Annotated in this window: 12 protein-coding genes; 2 read left to right on the forward strand and 10 right to left on the reverse strand. The window is 51.3% G+C overall.

Going from position 1 to position 18,026, the window contains the following annotated elements; translation table 11 throughout:
- Nucleotides 1-115: 115 nt before the first annotated feature.
- The 10 genes from DQG23_RS11600 to DQG23_RS11645 all read right to left on the reverse strand — a co-directional run bounded on the left by DQG23_RS11600 (nucleotide 116) and on the right by DQG23_RS11645 (nucleotide 15,977).
- Nucleotides 116-2,644: a DUF4855 domain-containing protein gene (locus DQG23_RS11600; RefSeq protein ID WP_238177849.1), complete on the reverse strand. Its 2,529-nt coding sequence runs from the start codon at nucleotides 2,642-2,644 to the stop codon at nucleotides 116-118.
- 79 nt (nucleotides 2,645-2,723) lie between these two features.
- Nucleotides 2,724-4,271 carry an extracellular solute-binding protein gene (locus DQG23_RS11605; protein WP_113031001.1) on the reverse strand — a complete coding sequence of 516 codons (1,548 nt, stop codon included), beginning with the start codon at nucleotides 4,269-4,271 and terminating at the stop codon, nucleotides 2,724-2,726.
- Nucleotides 4,272-4,384: 113 nt separating this feature from the next.
- Complete coding sequence (locus DQG23_RS11610; protein WP_113031002.1) at nucleotides 4,385-5,251, reverse strand: carbohydrate ABC transporter permease; 867 nt, start codon at nucleotides 5,249-5,251, stop codon at nucleotides 4,385-4,387.
- Nucleotides 5,252-5,323: 72 nt separating this feature from the next.
- Complete coding sequence (locus tag DQG23_RS11615; protein ID WP_113031097.1) at nucleotides 5,324-6,259, reverse strand: ABC transporter permease; 936 nt, start codon at nucleotides 6,257-6,259, stop codon at nucleotides 5,324-5,326.
- A 170-nt stretch (nucleotides 6,260-6,429) separates the two neighbouring features.
- Nucleotides 6,430-8,652, reverse strand: coding sequence for an AraC family transcriptional regulator (locus tag DQG23_RS11620; protein WP_113031003.1), 2,223 nt, complete (start codon nucleotides 8,650-8,652; stop codon nucleotides 6,430-6,432).
- Nucleotides 8,653-8,987: 335 nt separating this feature from the next.
- Nucleotides 8,988-9,998, reverse strand: a complete 1,011-nt coding sequence (locus tag DQG23_RS11625; RefSeq protein ID WP_113031004.1) for a zinc-dependent alcohol dehydrogenase — start codon at nucleotides 9,996-9,998, stop codon at nucleotides 8,988-8,990.
- The gene (locus DQG23_RS11630; RefSeq protein WP_113031005.1) at nucleotides 9,995-12,283 is read right to left on the reverse strand and encodes a helix-turn-helix transcriptional regulator; all 2,289 of its coding nucleotides are present in this window, start codon (nucleotides 12,281-12,283) and stop codon (nucleotides 9,995-9,997) included. The genes DQG23_RS11625 and DQG23_RS11630 overlap by 4 nt, the downstream gene beginning before the upstream one ends.
- A gap of 71 nt (nucleotides 12,284-12,354) precedes the next feature.
- On the reverse strand, nucleotides 12,355-13,230 hold the full coding sequence (locus DQG23_RS11635; RefSeq protein WP_113031006.1) for a carbohydrate ABC transporter permease: 876 nt from the start codon (nucleotides 13,228-13,230) through the stop codon (nucleotides 12,355-12,357).
- Nucleotides 13,224-14,168 carry an ABC transporter permease gene (locus DQG23_RS11640; RefSeq protein ID WP_238177858.1) on the reverse strand — a complete coding sequence of 315 codons (945 nt, stop codon included), beginning with the start codon at nucleotides 14,166-14,168 and terminating at the stop codon, nucleotides 13,224-13,226. Before DQG23_RS11640 ends, DQG23_RS11635 begins: the two co-directional genes overlap by 7 nt.
- Before the next feature lie 189 nt (nucleotides 14,169-14,357).
- Entirely contained in the window at nucleotides 14,358-15,977 is a 1,620-nt protein-coding gene (locus tag DQG23_RS11645) for an extracellular solute-binding protein (protein ID WP_113031098.1), read from the reverse strand.
- Nucleotides 15,978-16,505: 528 nt separating this feature from the next.
- Here DQG23_RS11645 and DQG23_RS11650 point away from each other — a divergent pair.
- On the forward strand, nucleotides 16,506-16,832 hold the full coding sequence (locus tag DQG23_RS11650) for a YnfA family protein (protein WP_113031008.1): 327 nt from the start codon (nucleotides 16,506-16,508) through the stop codon (nucleotides 16,830-16,832).
- A gap of 120 nt (nucleotides 16,833-16,952) precedes the next feature.
- Nucleotides 16,953-18,014 carry a Gfo/Idh/MocA family protein gene (locus DQG23_RS11655; RefSeq protein ID WP_113031009.1) on the forward strand — a complete coding sequence of 354 codons (1,062 nt, stop codon included), beginning with the start codon at nucleotides 16,953-16,955 and terminating at the stop codon, nucleotides 18,012-18,014.
- Nucleotides 18,015-18,026: the final 12 nt, after the last annotated feature.

The raw sequence follows: 18,026 nt of genomic DNA on the forward strand, positions 1-18,026 counted from the left end.
GATCGGTTCTGACAATGTTGAGGCGTCCATGATCCTAACTGTGCAAGCCCTGCCATATGACAGCCAACTCCGATTGGCTCATCGTCTGATTTGATTGGCGTGTATCGTCCCGGTTTTACGGCTTATGATTTGCCGCAGGCGGCAAAACTACAGCACCGGCCGCCTTGCCGTCAACGCCGAGAACTTCGATTTCATCAAGGAAGACCCAGACGTTAACCGGGAATTCAACTTTGACGTAGCGGGCGTATACTTTATCAGCTCCCGCTTTTCCCGGCACGCCGTCTGTTATTCCGCTCCATCTCACGAACTCGGCCGTGGCGGCATCCTGAGCAAGCGGCGGAGAAACCGTTGCCAGCGTGCTCCAGGTTTGGCCGTTAGTCGAAACGGAAAAAGCGACGTTCTGAGGGAAATAGATGCCCGGTCCTTTATCCTGAAGGAAATGCGCTTTAATTAGCCCGATCGATTTGTTGCTGCCCAAATCGAATGTGATCGTGCGGCTTCGTTCCTCAGGGTAATCGCTTCCCGCATGGCCCTGCCACTGCTCATTACGGAAATCCGTCCCGCCGAATAGGCCGTTCGTAAGCTCATTCCCGGAATCGGGATAGTTGCTGGTAGGCGGCTGCGAAATGGTATAGCTTTGACCGAGAGCCAGATTGCCGAGGCCCCAGCCGTCAGACCAAGTTTGAATGAGAACATTGGCGTAGGTATCAAGCAGCGTTGCTGCCGAGGCCGAAATCAATCCTTGCGCCTGCACGGCCGGGTCGTGAATGTGTGCGAGAAAATCCTGCATATACGTTACGGCATCCTTCAGCTTGTTTTGGTCCTGAAGAAGCTTGATGATCTGCAAACGATACGCCAACTCATTACCAAAAACCGAATTGATTTCGTTTGACGAGACATAACCCCGTACAAGCTCCGCCATCGTATCCGGCGCCGGGCTGCTGTCTATGGCGTACGTTCCGTTCAAATACCGGTACAGCCAGTCATACATTAAACGCAAACTCGGATCCTTGCTTACCCCTAAATTATATACTGCATTATTTCCTTGATAGTAAGCTCTGAAACCATTTTGCATCAGGCCGGATCTGACTCCGCTGTCCAAGTATTCGATAAAACGCTGGCGGAGTACGGGATCTGTCAGCATCCCGTCATCAAACTCAACTTCGTTCCCCATCCCGTACCGCTTTGCATTATTCGCAGCATCTTCCAGACGGTCGGATTCCATTCCGCCAAAGAAATAATTCGGCTGGTAGGCGGCGGCGTCCACCCCGACGTCTTTCCACATAAACATTTTGTAAGCTAAAGAGTGAGGAATCCAGAAAACCTTCAAGTTCATGGCGTGCACTTTTTCCGTCACTGCGCGAATCATGTCCGGTCCCGATTCGGATATCTCGATTTGTTCCGGCATCCAGTACATGCCGACAAGATCAAGATTGGAGTAGTTGGCAGCCTGCCATTTTTGCTGGACCTGATCCAGCCACCACTGCACCGCTTTTTTCCTGTTTACAAACGCTTCTTCTTTGCCTGCGACGGAGTCGTTAAAATTTAAGGAACCGCTGCCGTCAATATCGCCAAAATCTGTTAAGGATTCCCCAGGATTCGGAAGCATTAACACAACCTTGACTTGATGATCAGGCTGGTTCAGCTTGGCTCCGACTTCCTTGGCAGCCTCATTCAACTGCTGCATATCCCCCGAGGCTGCAAATGTTTTATCCAAATACCATTTCCAATCGTCCAGGTTCGTTTGTCCAAGACCGAAATCGCGGCCGGCAGGCGAAGCAATTCCGAGATATAAAACGCCGTCAAACAGCCAATCGACCGGCTCGCCGTTTTTATTTACATAGCTGATATTAGGGATAAGCCGTTCCTTGTTCCAATCGCCCAAACCATTCGCGTATTGTCCGTTATATAGCAGATTCAGATTACGGATACCGGCTGTAGCTTCCCCCGGCTCCAAAAAATGAGGCTGCTCGACAGGTACCTTTACTGCTCCGTCAGCCTTGCCGTCCATCCCCATAATTTCGATTTCGTCAATATATTCCCAAAGCGAATGGTGCATCGTAAAGGCTACCTTCACATAACGGGCATAAGCCAGCTCGCCATCCGTATTCCCGCCTTTGATTCCGTCCCGGCTGCCATCCCATTCAAAGGTTTCCTGTCTGGGCGGTCCATCTCCCCAAAGCAGCTGCGTAGCGTTATGGGAAAGCAGCCCCCAATTTTCCTTATCGTCGGAGACGTACATCGATACCGACAGCGGCACGAGGATCGAGTTAGCCGGATAATCTTGAAAAAAATGAGCGTTTATCCTCCCGACAGACTTTTCCTCCCCCAGGTCGAATACGACTTCGCGCGTTTTTCCGCGCAGATGCCCTACCCATGCCGGATCATTCCTATCCAACGCGCCATATTTTCCGTCCGTAAGCTTGTATCCGTCATCGGGATGCGAAGCTTCCGGCGCTTCGGACCAGTCATACGGTAGACCTGCCGCGAGATTGCGGAAATTCGTCTGCTCCGCTGCCGATGGTGCCGCCGCCTGATTTACTGCCACAGCAGCAAAAGGCGATTTCGCCTGCACCGCAGAGACCGGGGTAATCAGCAAAGCTGCTGCCATCAGGATCGATCCCCATTTTTTGTTCGAAATCATCTTGGTCAGCTCCTTTTTACTAGGGCGTGTCTGAATACTCCGAGCGGGTTTTCAGACACGCCCTACATAAGTGTATAAGCTATTTTCTCTTCGCCGCCAGGAACTCGTCGATTTGCTTTTGCAGCTCCTGCTGAATTTTTTTGAGGGCGGGGCCGGCCTCCGCTTCGAATTTCTTCAATGTGTCCGCCGGATCAATCACTCCGTTGAACAGCGCCGTGTAATATTGCCCATCAACTATATTGTACTGGCTGACCTCGTTTTGCACCGGAGTACTGTCAAATTCGAAGCCGGCCAAAATATCGGCGGTGAACTTGTCGGCATCGCGAAGCACGGCATCCAGTTCATCATTCTTCGGATCGCCGCCTATAACACTGCGCTCATCGACCGGATTCCATAACCAGACATAGCCAAATGCAGAGTAGCCGGAAGTATCCAGGTTTTTCATCTTGTCCTTTCCTGCCGCTTCCCAATGCTTGCCTTCGATTCCATAAGAGAGCAGGTCGTAGTTTTCCTTCTCATTCGCCCAGTTCAGGAACATAATCGCCCGCTCCTTGTTCTTGCTTACCTTCGGAACAGCGAGAAAATTCCATTGCTTGAAGTTGGTGAAATTCGCGCCCTTTTCCGGGTTAAAGAAGGTGACCGTTTCCAGCTCGCCGTCCGGCACATTGTTCTTGAACGTGTTCTTTAAGGAATCGCCGATACCGAACGCGCCGTTCGTGACGATTGCCACTTTGCCTGCCGAGACCGGCTGGTGAAAATCTTTCGTCGTCAAAATGTCCTTGAAAATCAGTCCGTCTTTAAACCATTTGCGCGTGTTCACCAGCCATGTTCCGATCGGCTCCCGATCCTCCAGCAAATTATATACTTTGCCGTCATTGTTCTTGTAATAAAGCATCAAGCTGTTGCCCAGCGCATGGGTCGGCCTGACATGGGTTTCGTAATCGTTCAACGCATGGTGGGCGACAAATGAATAAGTGGCGGAGCCTGCGCTCATCGGGATGATGCCCTTCTCCTGCTCCTTCACTTTGTAGGCAAAAGCGATCAAATCTTCATACGTTTTGATAGGCGGTACGCCGAGCTTCTCGCGAATGTCTTTGCGCACCATGTAGGAATTGCCGGACATGTAGCTTACGCCGAGCGGAACGGCCATAATTTTGCCGCCGTACTTGTTGTAATCCCACATTTGCTGCGGCCGTTTCTCCAGCACGGTCTTGCCGTACTTGGCCAGCAGGTCGTCCAGCGGCTCATAGAAACCGCTTGCAATCATCTGATTGATATGCAGCCACGGCGCATCAAAGATCAGATCGGTGTTTTCGCCGGAAGCAAGCGTCACCTGCGTCTTTTGCGCCAGATCGGACCAGGGCACGAACACGACATCGAGCTTGACATTGATCGTATCCTTCATTCGTTTCTCCGCTTCGGCGATGACCAAATCCATATCCCGCGGCCGGTCGCCGGGAATCATAATTTTCAGCGTTACCTCCTCCAGCTTGGCTTCACCGCCTACGATGGTACTATCTCCGGTCTGGCCTGAAGGTTTGGACGTTTTCCCTTCCCCTTCGTTCTTGCCCGTGCAGCCTGAGAGCGCGATCAGCAGCACGAGCGCGGCGGACAAAAGTCTTTTCATGGTTGATTCCCCCTGTTTTGAAAAAAATGAAGAAAATAGGCGGATGCGCCGGTTCATAAAAGAAGGCAGTCTGCAGCCCCAACGGCCAAACGAGCCACAAAGGCTTTGCCTTCCTACCCTTTGACCGATCCGAGCGTCAAACCTTTAATGAAGAAACGCTGAATGAACGGATAGACGAACACGATCGGGCCGATGGTAACGCAGACGATCGCCAGCTGCATGCCGTAGGTCGGCACGACGACGTTGTACTGCGTCTGGCTGCCGCTCACATAAGCCATAACATTCAAATTGGACATCAGCTGGCGGATCATCATCTGCAGCGGCAGCATTTTGTAATTATCGATAAACAGCAGCGACAAGTACCAGTCGTTCCAATATTGCAGCGCATAGAACAGACTCACCGTAGCGATCGCAGGCAGCGAGATCGGCCAGATCATGCGAAAGAAAATATAGAGATCATTGGCGCCGTCCACCGTCGCGGCTTCATTCAATTCATACGGAAGCGTCCGGTAGTAAGAGACGAGAATGAAAGCGTAGAACGGATTAAGCAGATAAGGCAAAATAAGCGCCCATAACGAGTCTTTCAGATGCAGCCAGTTGGCGATCAGCATATAAAAGCCGACCAGCCCCGCGCCGAACAGCATCGTCAGAAAGGTCAAAAACGAAAAAATGTTGCGGTACTTCACTTTCCGGTGGCTCAGCGTATAGGCATAGGCGGCTGTCACGAGAACACCTAGAGTCGTGCCGGCGATCGTTACAAGAATCGTAATACCGTAGCTGCGAAACACCTGCTTGCCGGAGAGCAGAAATTCGTACGCATCAAGGCTAAATTGGCCTGGCAGCAGCTGATATCCCGCCGTTTGAAGAATCGATTCATCGGCGAACGAGTTGATGAACACAATCCAGAACGGAATGAAGCAAAACAGCGCAAACGCGATCAGCACCGCGTACATCAAAACAAGAAACAACCGTTCTCTCACATCGATCACACCTTAAACCATTCGGCGAAAAAGGCTGCTTGGCCAAGCCTCCGCCCGCTTCGCCGAACCATTTTAGAATAGTCTTGAATCCGCGTCCACCTTGCGCGCAATCGCATTAAAGATCAGAATGGTAACCAGACCCATGCAGGATTGGTATACGATGACGGCCGAAGACATGCTGAAATTTCCCAGCTGCCGCAGTGCACGGTACGCATACGAATCGATGACATCCGTCGTCGGAAAAAGTACGCCGTTATCTCCGATGATCGCGTAAATCATGCCGAAATCGCCGTAGAAAATGCGGCCGACGCCAAGCAGCGCCAATACCATCACGATCGGCCGTAAAAGCGGCAGCGTAATGTAGAGCATCTGCTGCATCCGGCTCGCGCCTTCGATTCGCGCGCTCTCGTAATATTCCGCGGAGATGCCTGTAATGACCGCCATAAAAATAATGGAATTATATCCAGCAATCTTCCAGGCGCTGATTACGGTCAGGATGTACGGCCATGCGCCGGGCGTCAAATACCAGTCCACGCCTTCGAAGCCAAGGACGGCAAGCGCGCGGTTAATCAGCCCCTCCGATGTGCTGAACAGCGTTAGCGCCATCATGCTGACGACAAGCCATGAAATAAAGTACGGTAAAAAAATAAACGATTGCGCGATTCGCTTGAACAACCTGTTCCGGACTTCGTTCAGAAAAACGGCCATTACCACCGCGCTGCCGAGGCCGGATGCGAGAAACAGCGCATTGAGGAAAACGGTGTTCAGCGTCACGCGCAGCCAGTCTTTCCCGTTGAAGAAAAACTCGAAGTTTTTAAATCCGACCCATTCGCTTCCCCATATACCGTCCGACAGCCTGTAATTCTGGAAGGCGAGCAGGTGTCCAACCATCGGCATATACGCGAATACGGCCAGAAACGCGATGCCGGGCAGCGCAAGCAGATACAAATATCTGTTCCGCGACAGCTCGTGTACGAACGCCCCGCCAAACCTTCTCCGTCGCTCCAAAAGCGTTCCTCCTTTCTTATTTGGCTTGCAGGATACGAACGACGCCATCGTAGCATTCACAGTGAGAATCCGCCTAGTTCTCATTGGCCTTATTCGGTTCTCTTCCCGCCGATTTGCGTGATTCGGCAGGTTATGATTTGCCCGGCAAGTTCGCAATCGATCGCAGCACGCTAATTCGCCGAGTTTTCGGCAAGTCGCGCCTGCTCCGTCCGCTCCCCTGCCTTGCTGTCGCGGTATTGGGTCGGCGTCATGCCGGTCGCTTTTTTAAAGGCGGTGAAAAAATGGCTTTTCGTCTGAAAGCCGGATTGCTCTGCGATGTCGGTGACCTGCAAGCTCGTCTGCTCCAGCAGCTCCTTGACCTTCCCGATCCGCTCATTCAAAATAAAATTCGACAGCGGCATGCCATATTGCTCGTGAAACAGGTGCCGAACATATTTGCCCGTCAACGCGATATGATCCGCGATCTCTTCCACTGACAACATCGGGTCATGAATATGGTAACGAACGTATTCGATGATCTCCTCGACCAGCTTTTCCTTGCGGTTGAAGCCCTTTCTGTCGCTTAGCAGCCGAATGATACGGCCGGTCTCATCCTTTAGCCATTCATGGACATCAGCAAGCGTGGAGAACTGCCTTAAGTGATGTTCAATCCCTTCAACACTCTGGATGGACGTCATTTTGCTAAACGATTTGACAATCGCAAACAGAAGCAGTTTCAGCTGAAATTGGCACTCGGTATATTTCATCGTCTGCAAGCGTACGAACAACTCGTCCAGCATGGGCAGCGCCTTCTCCTCTTTGCCGCTGCGAATGGTCTGGATCAGGCTTTCATGCACAGCCTCCTCAATCGGAGCCTGAAGATCGGCATAGCGCTCAAAGTCCTGTTCGATGTAGATTTTGTCATCGCCGCTGACAAACTTGAACAAAGTCAGTTCATTCATATCGTCGTATACTTTGCGCAAATCATCATGCACGCGGCGGGCCTCGCTTTCCGCGATCGTGACGTCCAATTTGACGTAGCTGGCAACTTGCCGACGCAGCTCCTTCAGCTCTTTGGTCAATTCGGGATCAGGCGAGGAACTGGCCGCGCCAATGAGCACAACCAGATGATCCGAGCCGAAATCGACCACCTCTATCGGCCGTTCCGGCCGGCCCAGCAGCTCCTCCGCGATATTGCCAATTGCATACTTGAGCAGCTTACGCGAGACAAAATCGTACTGCTCGGACATTTCATAATAGGAATCAATTTTGACAACGGCCAGCCGAAGCCATTCGTAGTTCAGCAGACCGGATTCACGGACAATCGCTGCTCTGGCCCTATCGGTAAGCCTGCCCTGCAATAGCCACTGCCGCAAATATTCAGTCTTGATCAGCGGGTAATGATCGCGAAGCATGACGACTCCCTTTTCAATGACGCCGTAATCGTTCTCCCCCTTCACGCCCAGCATCCGCTGCAGCTGATCTGCCAGCCGGCGGAATGGCCCGACGAATCGGCGTGAATTCCAATAAGCAATAAGGAGAAGCGCCGCAAGCAGCAGCAGAGAGCAGGCGATAATGACGGTTTTGAACGCATCGGCCTTTTCACGGAATTGCTTCATCTCCGTAATGGATATAATGGTCCATCCCAACGATTCAAGACGGGCATAATTTACGAACGTTTCCCCTCCAGCACTGTTCAGCTCGAAGGATCCCCGCTTCAATCCTGTTCGGATGTTACGGATGCTCTCCTCGAGACGCTCATCCGATTCCCCTAAGATCAGCCTGCCCTGATCATCCACAATCGATAGCAGCGCATCCGTCCGTCCGCCGCTTGAGATCAAATGCTTTTGCAGCTCCTTCTTGTTGAACAGGACGACAAGATACCCGTCGCGGTTTTTCTGCACAGGAGTTGAAGGAAGCTGGAGCGCCAAATACGAACTTTTTCCTATTTGGTGATCAAAGTAGCGAAGGAAGGACCCGGGATTGCGCTCGATTCGCTGCAGCATCGGCTGATCGGCGAACTCCCCAAACGGGAGTAGTCCAACTTTGGAGTCGATGACCTCACGTTTGCGCATGCTGAATAAGTAAGCGCCTTCAATAAAAGGCTCATTAGATAAATACTTGGTTACAACCCGCATCGTACCGGCATTTTGCAGCAGATTTTCGGTGGAGGTATAGATCCAGCTTTGAACGGTTTGGTCTTCATACATATTCAGGCTGTACGATTTCAGCTTGGCCAGCATAAACTCCGTGCGCTCTGCCGTTTCATCGATGCGGTCCTGATTGAACGTTCCCATCTGAGAGTATGCGAATTGAGAAAATCGGTTAGCCAGAAACAACGAAAACGGAATAATCGTAATGGCGAAGAAAATACCGCTGATCACAAATATGCGCCAGGATGTCGATCTGAACATAGCTGTTAACCCCTTTCTCCCTTCGTCATTAAGGTTCTCTTTTAACCGGTATGTTCTATCTTAAAGTAGCCCCTTCTTGTTTGCCTAGTCCTCATTTGTCCGTCAAGTTCGGATTTTCCTTTCCTGCCCTGCTTTATGTTTATAATTCTATTGTTCGGGAAAGCATTCGCATCGCAACATTTCCTATCCAATAAGAAAAACCGTCCGGAAATCACGGACGGTCCTTTGGTGCTCGGCTATATGTTTGCGCGTGTGAGAGGTAGTGGGTTGGAGCTTTCAACCGCTCTTGAAATCATGTGATCTGGACTCCAAACTTCTAACGGTCCTCACTGCGCTTATTTCGGCGAAAACTTGAACAACGTACCCATCGCCGTCGAAGCCGACGTCATATGCTCGTCATACGCCTTTTGCGCATCCTCGGCGTTAAAGATGCCGCTGATCAGCGAATCGAAATTGATCCGTTTCTCATCCAGCAGCCGAATATATTCGCGGATGTTCCGTCCTTCGGTCCAGCGGACGAAGCCCATCGGATAGTCGCGGTTTTCGCGCTCGTAGCCCGCATCGTAACGGCCGGGGCCGCCGGCCCGCGAAATCAGCACCTGCGCTTCCTTCTTGAACATTTTGGCGCGCGAAAACTCGGTCGTCACATCGCCGACTACGACGACTTTGCCGCGGTCGCGGATCCATTCGAACGCGTTGTTGAACATCGCCTCGCCGTTCCCGCTGGCGCAAAGCAGAACGCTGTCCGCGCCGAAGCCGTCGCTCAAGCTTGCAATCGCGTCCTCTACTTTTTGCTGTTCCGCATACGCATGCTTGATTCCGCACTGACCCAGAAGCGACGCACGGTAAGCATTCATATCGTAGCCGATAACCGGATAAGAGGCTGCGGCCGCGATTTGAGCCGTCAGGTTTCCGAGGATGCCGAGTCCGACAATGACGGCGATCTCACCGAAACGCAAATCGGCGGTACGCAAAGCGTGAATCGCAATGGCGCCAAGCCCCGCAAAGGCGGCATCCTCAGATCTCACATGATCCGGAACGGGCGCTGTCAGGTTGGCCGGAACGCCGAGCAGCTCCGCATGCCGGACATAGGGGCCGCCGTAACATGCGACGCGCTGCCCGACCTTCCTTATGTCCGCCACTTCGTCGGATACCCGCTCGATGATGCCGACGGCGCTGTACCCCAGCTGGGCCGGAATGTCCGTCGAATTTCTGACCGCCGTCATCTCGGTGCCCGGGCTTACCGCCGTATATTCGGTACGAATGAGCACATGGCCCGGCAGCAGCTCGGGCTCTTTTATCTCCATGGTATGAATAGCCTTGTTACGGGCAATAATCGCTTTCATTTCGTGTTCCCTCCGGATTGCAAATAATCGCCTGTCAGGTTTCGGCGGAATTCGCTCGGCGATATGCCGTAATATTTTTTGAATGTGGTCGTGAAAGTGGACGAATTTAAATAACCGATTTTTTCCCCGATGTCGGCGATGGACATATCCGTATGTTTCAGCAGTTCCTTTGCGTGGGACAATCGTACTTTATTGACGTAATCGACAAAGTTCACGCCGAACGTTTTCTTGAAATAATTCGAGAAATATTTCGGGCTCGTCTCCATCTGCTCCGCCATATGGTCCAAATGCAAATTTTCCATATAATGAAGATCGATATACCGGGTAACGGACGCCGCATTCAGCTTGCTTTTGACTTCCCGCTTGCCGCTCTCCGCAATCATCTTCATTGCCTGGGTAAGCGCCTCTCGCATGTCTTCATGTCCGAAAGCGCTCTCCGTCTTCCGGGTAAATGCCGTCTCCAGCGCGAGAATATCCTTGGGATCGGCTTCGCCCGCTTCAAGCAGCTTTATCATATCATAGAACATCATTTTGGCAATAGGTACCATTTGATGATGGTGGATGCGCCGTTCCGCGTTTTTGGCGAAAATGTCGTCGATGATCCGGCCGCATTCCTGCGTGTTGCCGCTAGCCAGGAAGTGGGTCAGCTTCTCGATCTCGTCGAGCGGAAAATACACCCGCCACGTATACCGGATGGCCTGGATGTCGACTACCGTCTCATTGGAACCGACATTGCGGTAAATAAGGCCTTCCGTCACATCGCGATAAGCCTTGCGGAAATTTTCGATTTTGGACGGATACATCCGGCTTACTGCCGCAAGAAGCGAAAATCCGCTCCAAACGTTACTCTCCGCGAGCTTTACGAAGCCGCGAAGCCGCTTGACCGCATGCTCCCGCTCCGCAGACGAGCCGATACCGATCATCGCCATAATCGTATCCTGTCCGATTTGAAACGCGGTTACTTGCCCACCCTGCTCCTGCAAGCCGGTGCGGATCGATTCGAGCGCGCGGTCGGTCTCAAAAGGAACGTCCTGCTCGCCATTCCCCTCAGGCTTGAAATGAAGCGCTGTCAGCACAAAATAAGGCTGTTTGAAATCTTCCGCGATCATCCGCCTCATCCGAAGCTCCGCCCCCCGCGATTGCGCGCGATTCGCGAGCGTATCGAAGAACGCGTTCCTCGCCATATCCGCGTCAGCCTCGTCCAGCCTGGCTTTGTATGCCTCGTTCTCTTCCTTCAATTTGACGATGCCCGCGCTGATTACCCGAAAGTCGATTTCCCGCGGGTCTCTGCCGCCCATCTGCTTGAAGATGATCCGCATCGGCTTATACAAATATAGACTGAGCACGCCCGAAAGAACGACGGCGAAGCCGATGGCGATCATGATGATCCGGCGGTTCGCCTCGCTTACCGGGTTCAAATCGGCGAATTGATACGGCACTTTGTTGATAAAAGTGTAATAGTCCGTTTCGTAGATGTTATACTCATACCCTGTCTTTTTGAGCGTCGATTCCCCCGGCTTGCCGCTTAGCTCGCTTAGTACGTTAACGAGATCCAGCGATTCCTCCGTGCTTAGGATGACGTTGCGCTCCTTGTCGAGCATGACCAGCGAAGTCCCCTGCATCATCGCCGTTTGGTTGACGTGCTGCAGCAGCTTATCCACGTCCAGAAAAACAAGAACGTTAAGATTGTACAGCTGAGTGCCGTTCGACATGACAAGAAGCTTCCGCAAATTTTGGTTGACCGCTCCCGTCTCGCTGTTCCACTGGCCGTACCACTGCGAAGGAAATATTTTCGACGAGTGCAAACTGCGCCCATAGGACATCCAAAATTCGGAGTTGTACATCTGATTGTTGAACTTCAGCCGGAACAGATCTTTCAGATGAATGGTCCCGGCTGTCGTAACGGCAAGTTCTGAATTTGGGTTGAAGACGACTACCTCTTCGATATAGTCGATTCGAGGGACAATCTCACCCATCGAACGTTTCATCAAATACATTTCGTGCAAATCATCCGCGCCGGAGTTCGCGCCGGTCGCTGTCCAAGTCATATAAGGCAGCTTTTGGATGGTATCGATAATGTTAGCGATATCGGTAAAGCTTTCATCAAAAATACGAATCATATTTCTGACGACTAGCTTATTGTTTTCGCTGACCTGATCGTAGATGCCCGAAATCGATTTTTTGTACACCATGTAATTGGAAACGAACATGATGATGACAATCAGCAGCAAAGCCGTAAAAATTTTGAGGAAGCCCCTGTTTGCGATCCATCTCATAGCTGTCATCAACGCTTACCCCCTATGAAAGCAACGGCAAAACCTATCCGTACTCCATATACTTTCGACAAACGGAGGAATTATCCCTTTTCGGAGCCTAGCATAATGCCTTGAGCAAAATATTTCTGAGCGAACGGATAGATGAGCAGCACCGGAACCATCGAGATAAAAATGGTCGCATTCTTCAACGCTTGCGGCGCAAGCAGCGCCTGTTCGATCGCCCCCGCCTGCTTGTTCGTATCGAAGAGCAGCATATCGCGAAGCACGACCTGCAGCGGATAAAGCTTGGTATCGTTCAAATAAATCATCGGGATGAAGAAGCTGTTCCAGTGACCCATGAAATAGAATAGGCCGATCGACGCAAGCGCCGGCTTGGACAGCGGGATGACGATATTGAACAGCACCCTGTATTCGGACGCTCCGTCCATCACCGCAGATTCGCGCAGCGAAGGCGACATGTTTTCGTAGAAGCTCTTGATGATGAGCAGTTCGACCGTCCAGATCGCATTCGGCAGCACGATCGCCCAGATCGAATCGATCAAGTTCAGCTTCTGTACGATAAGGAAGGTCGGAATAATGCCGCCGTTCAGGAACATCGTCAGCACGATCGCCACCATGAAAAACTTTCTGCCGACGAAGCCTGTACGCGACAATGGATACGCCGCTACCGCCGTCATCAGGAGGTTAATAAACGTCCCGACCGTTGTATACAGGATCGTGTTCCAATAGGCCCGCGGAATTTTCGGGCTTTCCAAAATTTGCTTGTATGCATCGAGATTAAAGCCTCTCGGCCATAAATACACTTTATTTTGCACAATGTACGCCGTATCGCTGAACGATACCGCGACGATATATACAACCGGATAAACCGTTACGATCGCAACCAGGCCCAGCACCACAGTGAGCAAGAAATCAAAGAAGGTGAACCGTTTATTTAGCGAGCCTCTTCTTACCATAGTCCTTTCCCTCCCGCCTTCTTGCTGATCGCATTAGAAATGAGCAGCATAACAAGAGCGATTGACGCTTCGAACAAGCCTACCGCCGACGCGTAACTGTAGTTCGTTTCCAGCAAGCCTTTCCGGTACACATAGGTCGAGAATACGTCCGCCACTTCATAGGTCATCGGGTTATAAAGCAGAAGCACCTTCTCGTAACCGATCCGGAAGACGGAGCCGCTCTTGATAATGAACAGGATCAAAATCGTCGGCATGATGCTTGGAAGCGTAATATATCGCATCATATGCCAGCGCTTCGCACCGTCCACCTTGGCCGCTTCGTACAAAGTCGGATCGATGCCTGCGATCGCTGCGAGGTAAATAATCGCTTCATAGCCCATATGCTGCCAAATTTCCGAGGAAATGAAGACGGTTCGGAACCATTCCGGCGCAGCTAGGAAGTAAATGCCCTCGAAACCCATCGCTTTTAACGCCGTATTGATCAGGCCGTTCGTCGGCGACAAGAAATCGATCACCATACTGCAGACGATAACGACCGACAAGAAAGCCGGCAAATAGCTGAACGTTTGCACCGTTTTCTTGAACTTGATATTGCGTACTTCGTTCAACAGAACGGCAAAGATGATCGGGAACGGGAACGCCCACAAGAGCGTAAATAAGCCCAGCAGGAACGTGTTTTTGAACAGCAACCAGAAATCCGGACTATCGAAAAACCGCCTAAAATGCTCAAGGCCGACCCATTTGCTGCCCAAGATACCTTCGTAAACGCTATAGTCCTTGAAAGCGATAATCAGCCCGTAGATTGGTCCGTACCGGAACAAGGCGTAGAACACAATACAAGGTATAAACAAAATAAGCAGTTGCCTGTCGCGCCTTATATTTTTCCATAACGAAGAAATCCCGGAACGAGGCTTGCCTGCGTTCGGCAGCGGGCTCATCTTCGAATGTGTTGTTTGCATAAGTTATCCCTCCGAATGCGAGGATAAACGCCTGAACGGCTCGGCTGCCGAGCGCGTTTACCGAAACAAGGCGCAATCGCCATAGTTGTATGCTCTGAATGATGAAAGAGAAGGGCACCCGAATCGACTTCACCCGGGTGCCGCCGGTATAACGCGGTTATGCTGTCTTTATTTCGCTTCGTCGAAACGTTTCTGAGCCGAATTGAAGGCTTCAATGTACTTCGCCGCACCCAGTTTCTCAACCGTTTGCTTCCACTCTTCCCATTGCGCGTCGCCAAACTCTTTCTTCATGACATACTTAGTGGAGAACTCGTTTGCCGCTTTCAAAATCGTTGCGCGGAGTTCTGCGATCGTTTTCGTTTCATCATCGGAGAATTTCAGGACCGGATCGGCCGCTTCAAATTTCTTCGCTTTGTTGATCTTGTCTTGCGCTTCTTGCTCTCTCTCCGAGAATTTGTAGTATACGCTGCGTTTGTCCGGACGGAGATACATCCCTTGCACCCACATGCCGTATTTCTGTTCAAGCGTCTTGATGTCGACGTTCGGGGCATCCTTCAGCTCCGGATACACCGGTTTGCCGTCCACGAGGTTGTACGTTTCGCCTTCGATCCCCATTGTAATGAGTGAGGCGCCAGACGGACTGGCCAAGTAATCAAGCAGCTTCAGAGCGGCCTCTTTCTTGTCATTGTTCGCCACAACGATACTGAAGTTGTCGACCTTCGGAAGCGAACGAATGTTTCCTGTCGGGCCTACCGGATTGGCGTAGCGCAGGTCGTACGTCGGATTTTGCGATTTGACCTGGTTCGCGAACTGCTCCAATCGTCCGATCCAGTCGAAGGTTACGAATGATTTGTCTGTCGTCATTTTGGCTGTCCAGGAAGCGTCGGTATCCGTAATAAATTCAGGATCGATTAGACCTTCGTTATACAGCTTCTTCATAAAGTCGAGCATCGCTTTATATTCAGACTGCGAATACTGAAGCTTCCACGTTTTGGCTTTCTCGTCATAGTAAGCCGGGAAGCTTGCGCTGCCGATTCCCCAGCCGTACGCCCAGTCGACGAAAATGTTTTCCTTCGTTTTGGATGCATACGGGAACGATTGCGGATACGCTTCCTTCAGCTTCTTCAGCGCATCGTAGAACTCATCGGTATTTGTCCATTCCTTGATGCCCAGCTTGTCTAAAATGTCTTTGCGGTACAGGAAGCCGTGGTTGACATCGCGCTGCAAGCCGTAAATCGGCCAAGTATAGATGTTGTTTTTGTCATCCGAGTACGACTTCATGACCCAGCTGTTTTCCGCATTGTCGACGTACAGCTTTTTGAAGTTAGGCAAATCGTTCAGATGCTTGTTGATCGGCTCAAGCGCTCCTTGAAGGCCCATTTTGTTGGCTTCGTTCAGCGTCAAACCGTGGAAAATGTCTGGAAGCTTGCCGGAAGCGACCACGATTTTCAATTTATCATTATACGTTTGGGCCGAATACGCTTGCACATCAAGCTTGATTCCCGTACGCTTCTCAATTTCCTTAATAACCGTCGAATCATTCAGGTTCGTATTGTCAGCAACCACCATAATCGACAAGGTTGTCGGTTTGTCGACGATTGGCAGCTTGAGGCCCCCCGTATCGCCGATGTTCTTTGTAGGAGAAGCGGATGCGGATGCTGCCGGAGACGGCGATGAAGACGATCCCGTATTCTCTTTTGTTCCGCTTCCGCCGCCGCAGCCGGCAACGAACGACGCGACCAGTGTCACCGCGGAAAGTACAGCCAGGTGTTTTTTCTTGTTCGACATTTTTTTGTCCTCCCTTTTGATATCGTTCCCAATTTCGTACCGGTGTGTTCCGGTTGTCCGGTTGTCTGTCACCGGTACAGTCTCCATTGTAAAAACGCTTTCAGCTTCTGTAAACGAAGCGTTTTCATTTCGCTTGGCTATTTCGTATAAAGCAAATAGATTTTGCAAAAAAGCCCTTCGGCGCAAGGGTTTAACGTGTGTGGAAAATGCTAAAGAGGTAGAGAATAATAAAGAAAATTATTTTTTTCGTCCTTTTCCGAGCGAATGATTTTGGGGCGCAAGCCGCCGGATAACCAACTAAGTTTATCACAAGGATAAACGATTAATTAACCTTTTAGGAAAGCATCATCGGATGGAAATCCGACCCAGTTCGGCTAAATCGGACGCCGTCTTGTTGCGAACCACCCATTAGTTGCTGTCCCGGTCTTTAGAGGCGGATTGTTGCATCGCGTACAACCTTGCTCTTTACATTCGGGTACGAGTTTCGTAAGGTCATCTTAACGCATTACTGGAGAGGAACGATGAAAGATGGTGACAGCCGCACTATTGTTTATTGCCGCGGGTCTGGCGGAAATCGGCGGAGGGTACTTGATTTGGCTGTGGCTGCGGGAGTCCAAGCCAAGCTGGTACGGACTCGTAGGCGGCATTATTCTGATTGCCTACGGAATCATTGCGACGCTGCAAAAATTTCCGTCCTTCGGCAGAGTGTATGCCGCTTACGGCGGCGTTTTTATATTGCTTGCCGTTCTGTGGGGCTGGCTCGTAGACAAAAAAACGCCGGATCTGTACGACTGGATCGGAGCTGCGGTCTGCATCGCAGGCGTCTCCATCATGCTTTGGGCGCCGAGAAGCTGACCGGACTCCCGTCCACAAAAGACAAATTGGGATAAGCGCAAAGTTGAACTTATCTATTGTTTATTTGACACTCAAAGGAATACAATGAACTTGCCTACACTTATTTGGGAGGGACTAGCAATGAGTAAAATCAAAGTAGCGATTATCGGCTGCGGCACGATCGCCAACAGCGCACACATCAAGTCTTACTTGGGAAATCCGGATGCGGAGATCAAATATTTTTGCGATATTATTAAGGAAAGAGCCGAGAAAGCCGTGAAAGACTATGGCTGCGGCGAAGCGGTCGAGGATTATCGCGTAGTCCTGAACGATCCCGAAATCGAAGCGGTTTCGATCTGTACGCCGAACAACGTTCACGCCTCGATCACGATCGACGCTTTGCGCGCAGGCAAAAACGTGCTTTGCGAAAAGCCGGCGGCAAGAACGTATGCGGAAGCGCTCGAAATGCAGAAGGTGCAGCACGAAACCGGCAAGGTGCTTAACATCGGCGTCGTAAACCGTTTCAATACAGGCGTCAACATGATCAAGAAAATGATCCAGAACGGCGAGCTGGGCGAGCTTTACCACGTTTATATCAGCTTCCGCTCGCAGCGTTCCATTCCGGGGCTGGGCGGCGCATTTACGACGAAGGCCATCGCCGGCGGCGGCGCGCTGATCGACTGGGGCGTGCATTTCCTCGATGTCGTCATGTACTGCTCGGGCGATCCGAAGCCGAAGACGGTTACCGGCCAAGCCTACAGCAAGCTGGGAACCGACATGGAAAATTATACGTACGTCAACATGTGGGCGGGTCCGCCGAATTATAACGGTACATACGACGTGGACGATTTCGTCACCGCGATGATCCGTACGGAAGGTCCGACAATCACCGTCAACGGCGCATGGGCGCAAAATATCGGCGTCGACGAAATGTACATCGACTTCCTCGGCGACAAAGCGGGGATTCGCCTGCAGTACGGCAAGGACTTTAAAATATATAGCGCCAAAGACGGCGCATTGCTTGAAACGACGCCAAAATTCACAACAACCGACATGTTCCAGAACGAGATCGACGCCTTCCTGAAGTGCGTGCGTACCGGCGAGAAGGCGGCTTCCCATATCGATACCGTCATTCTTTCCTCGCAAATCATTCAAGCGATCTACGATTCTTCCGAGCAGCGCGCGGAAATTTCGCTCGATTAGAGCCGGAGGACG

Source organism: Paenibacillus contaminans (assembly GCF_003285015.1).
Taxonomy (GTDB): domain Bacteria; phylum Bacillota; class Bacilli; order Paenibacillales; family NBRC-103111; genus Paenibacillus_V; species Paenibacillus_V contaminans.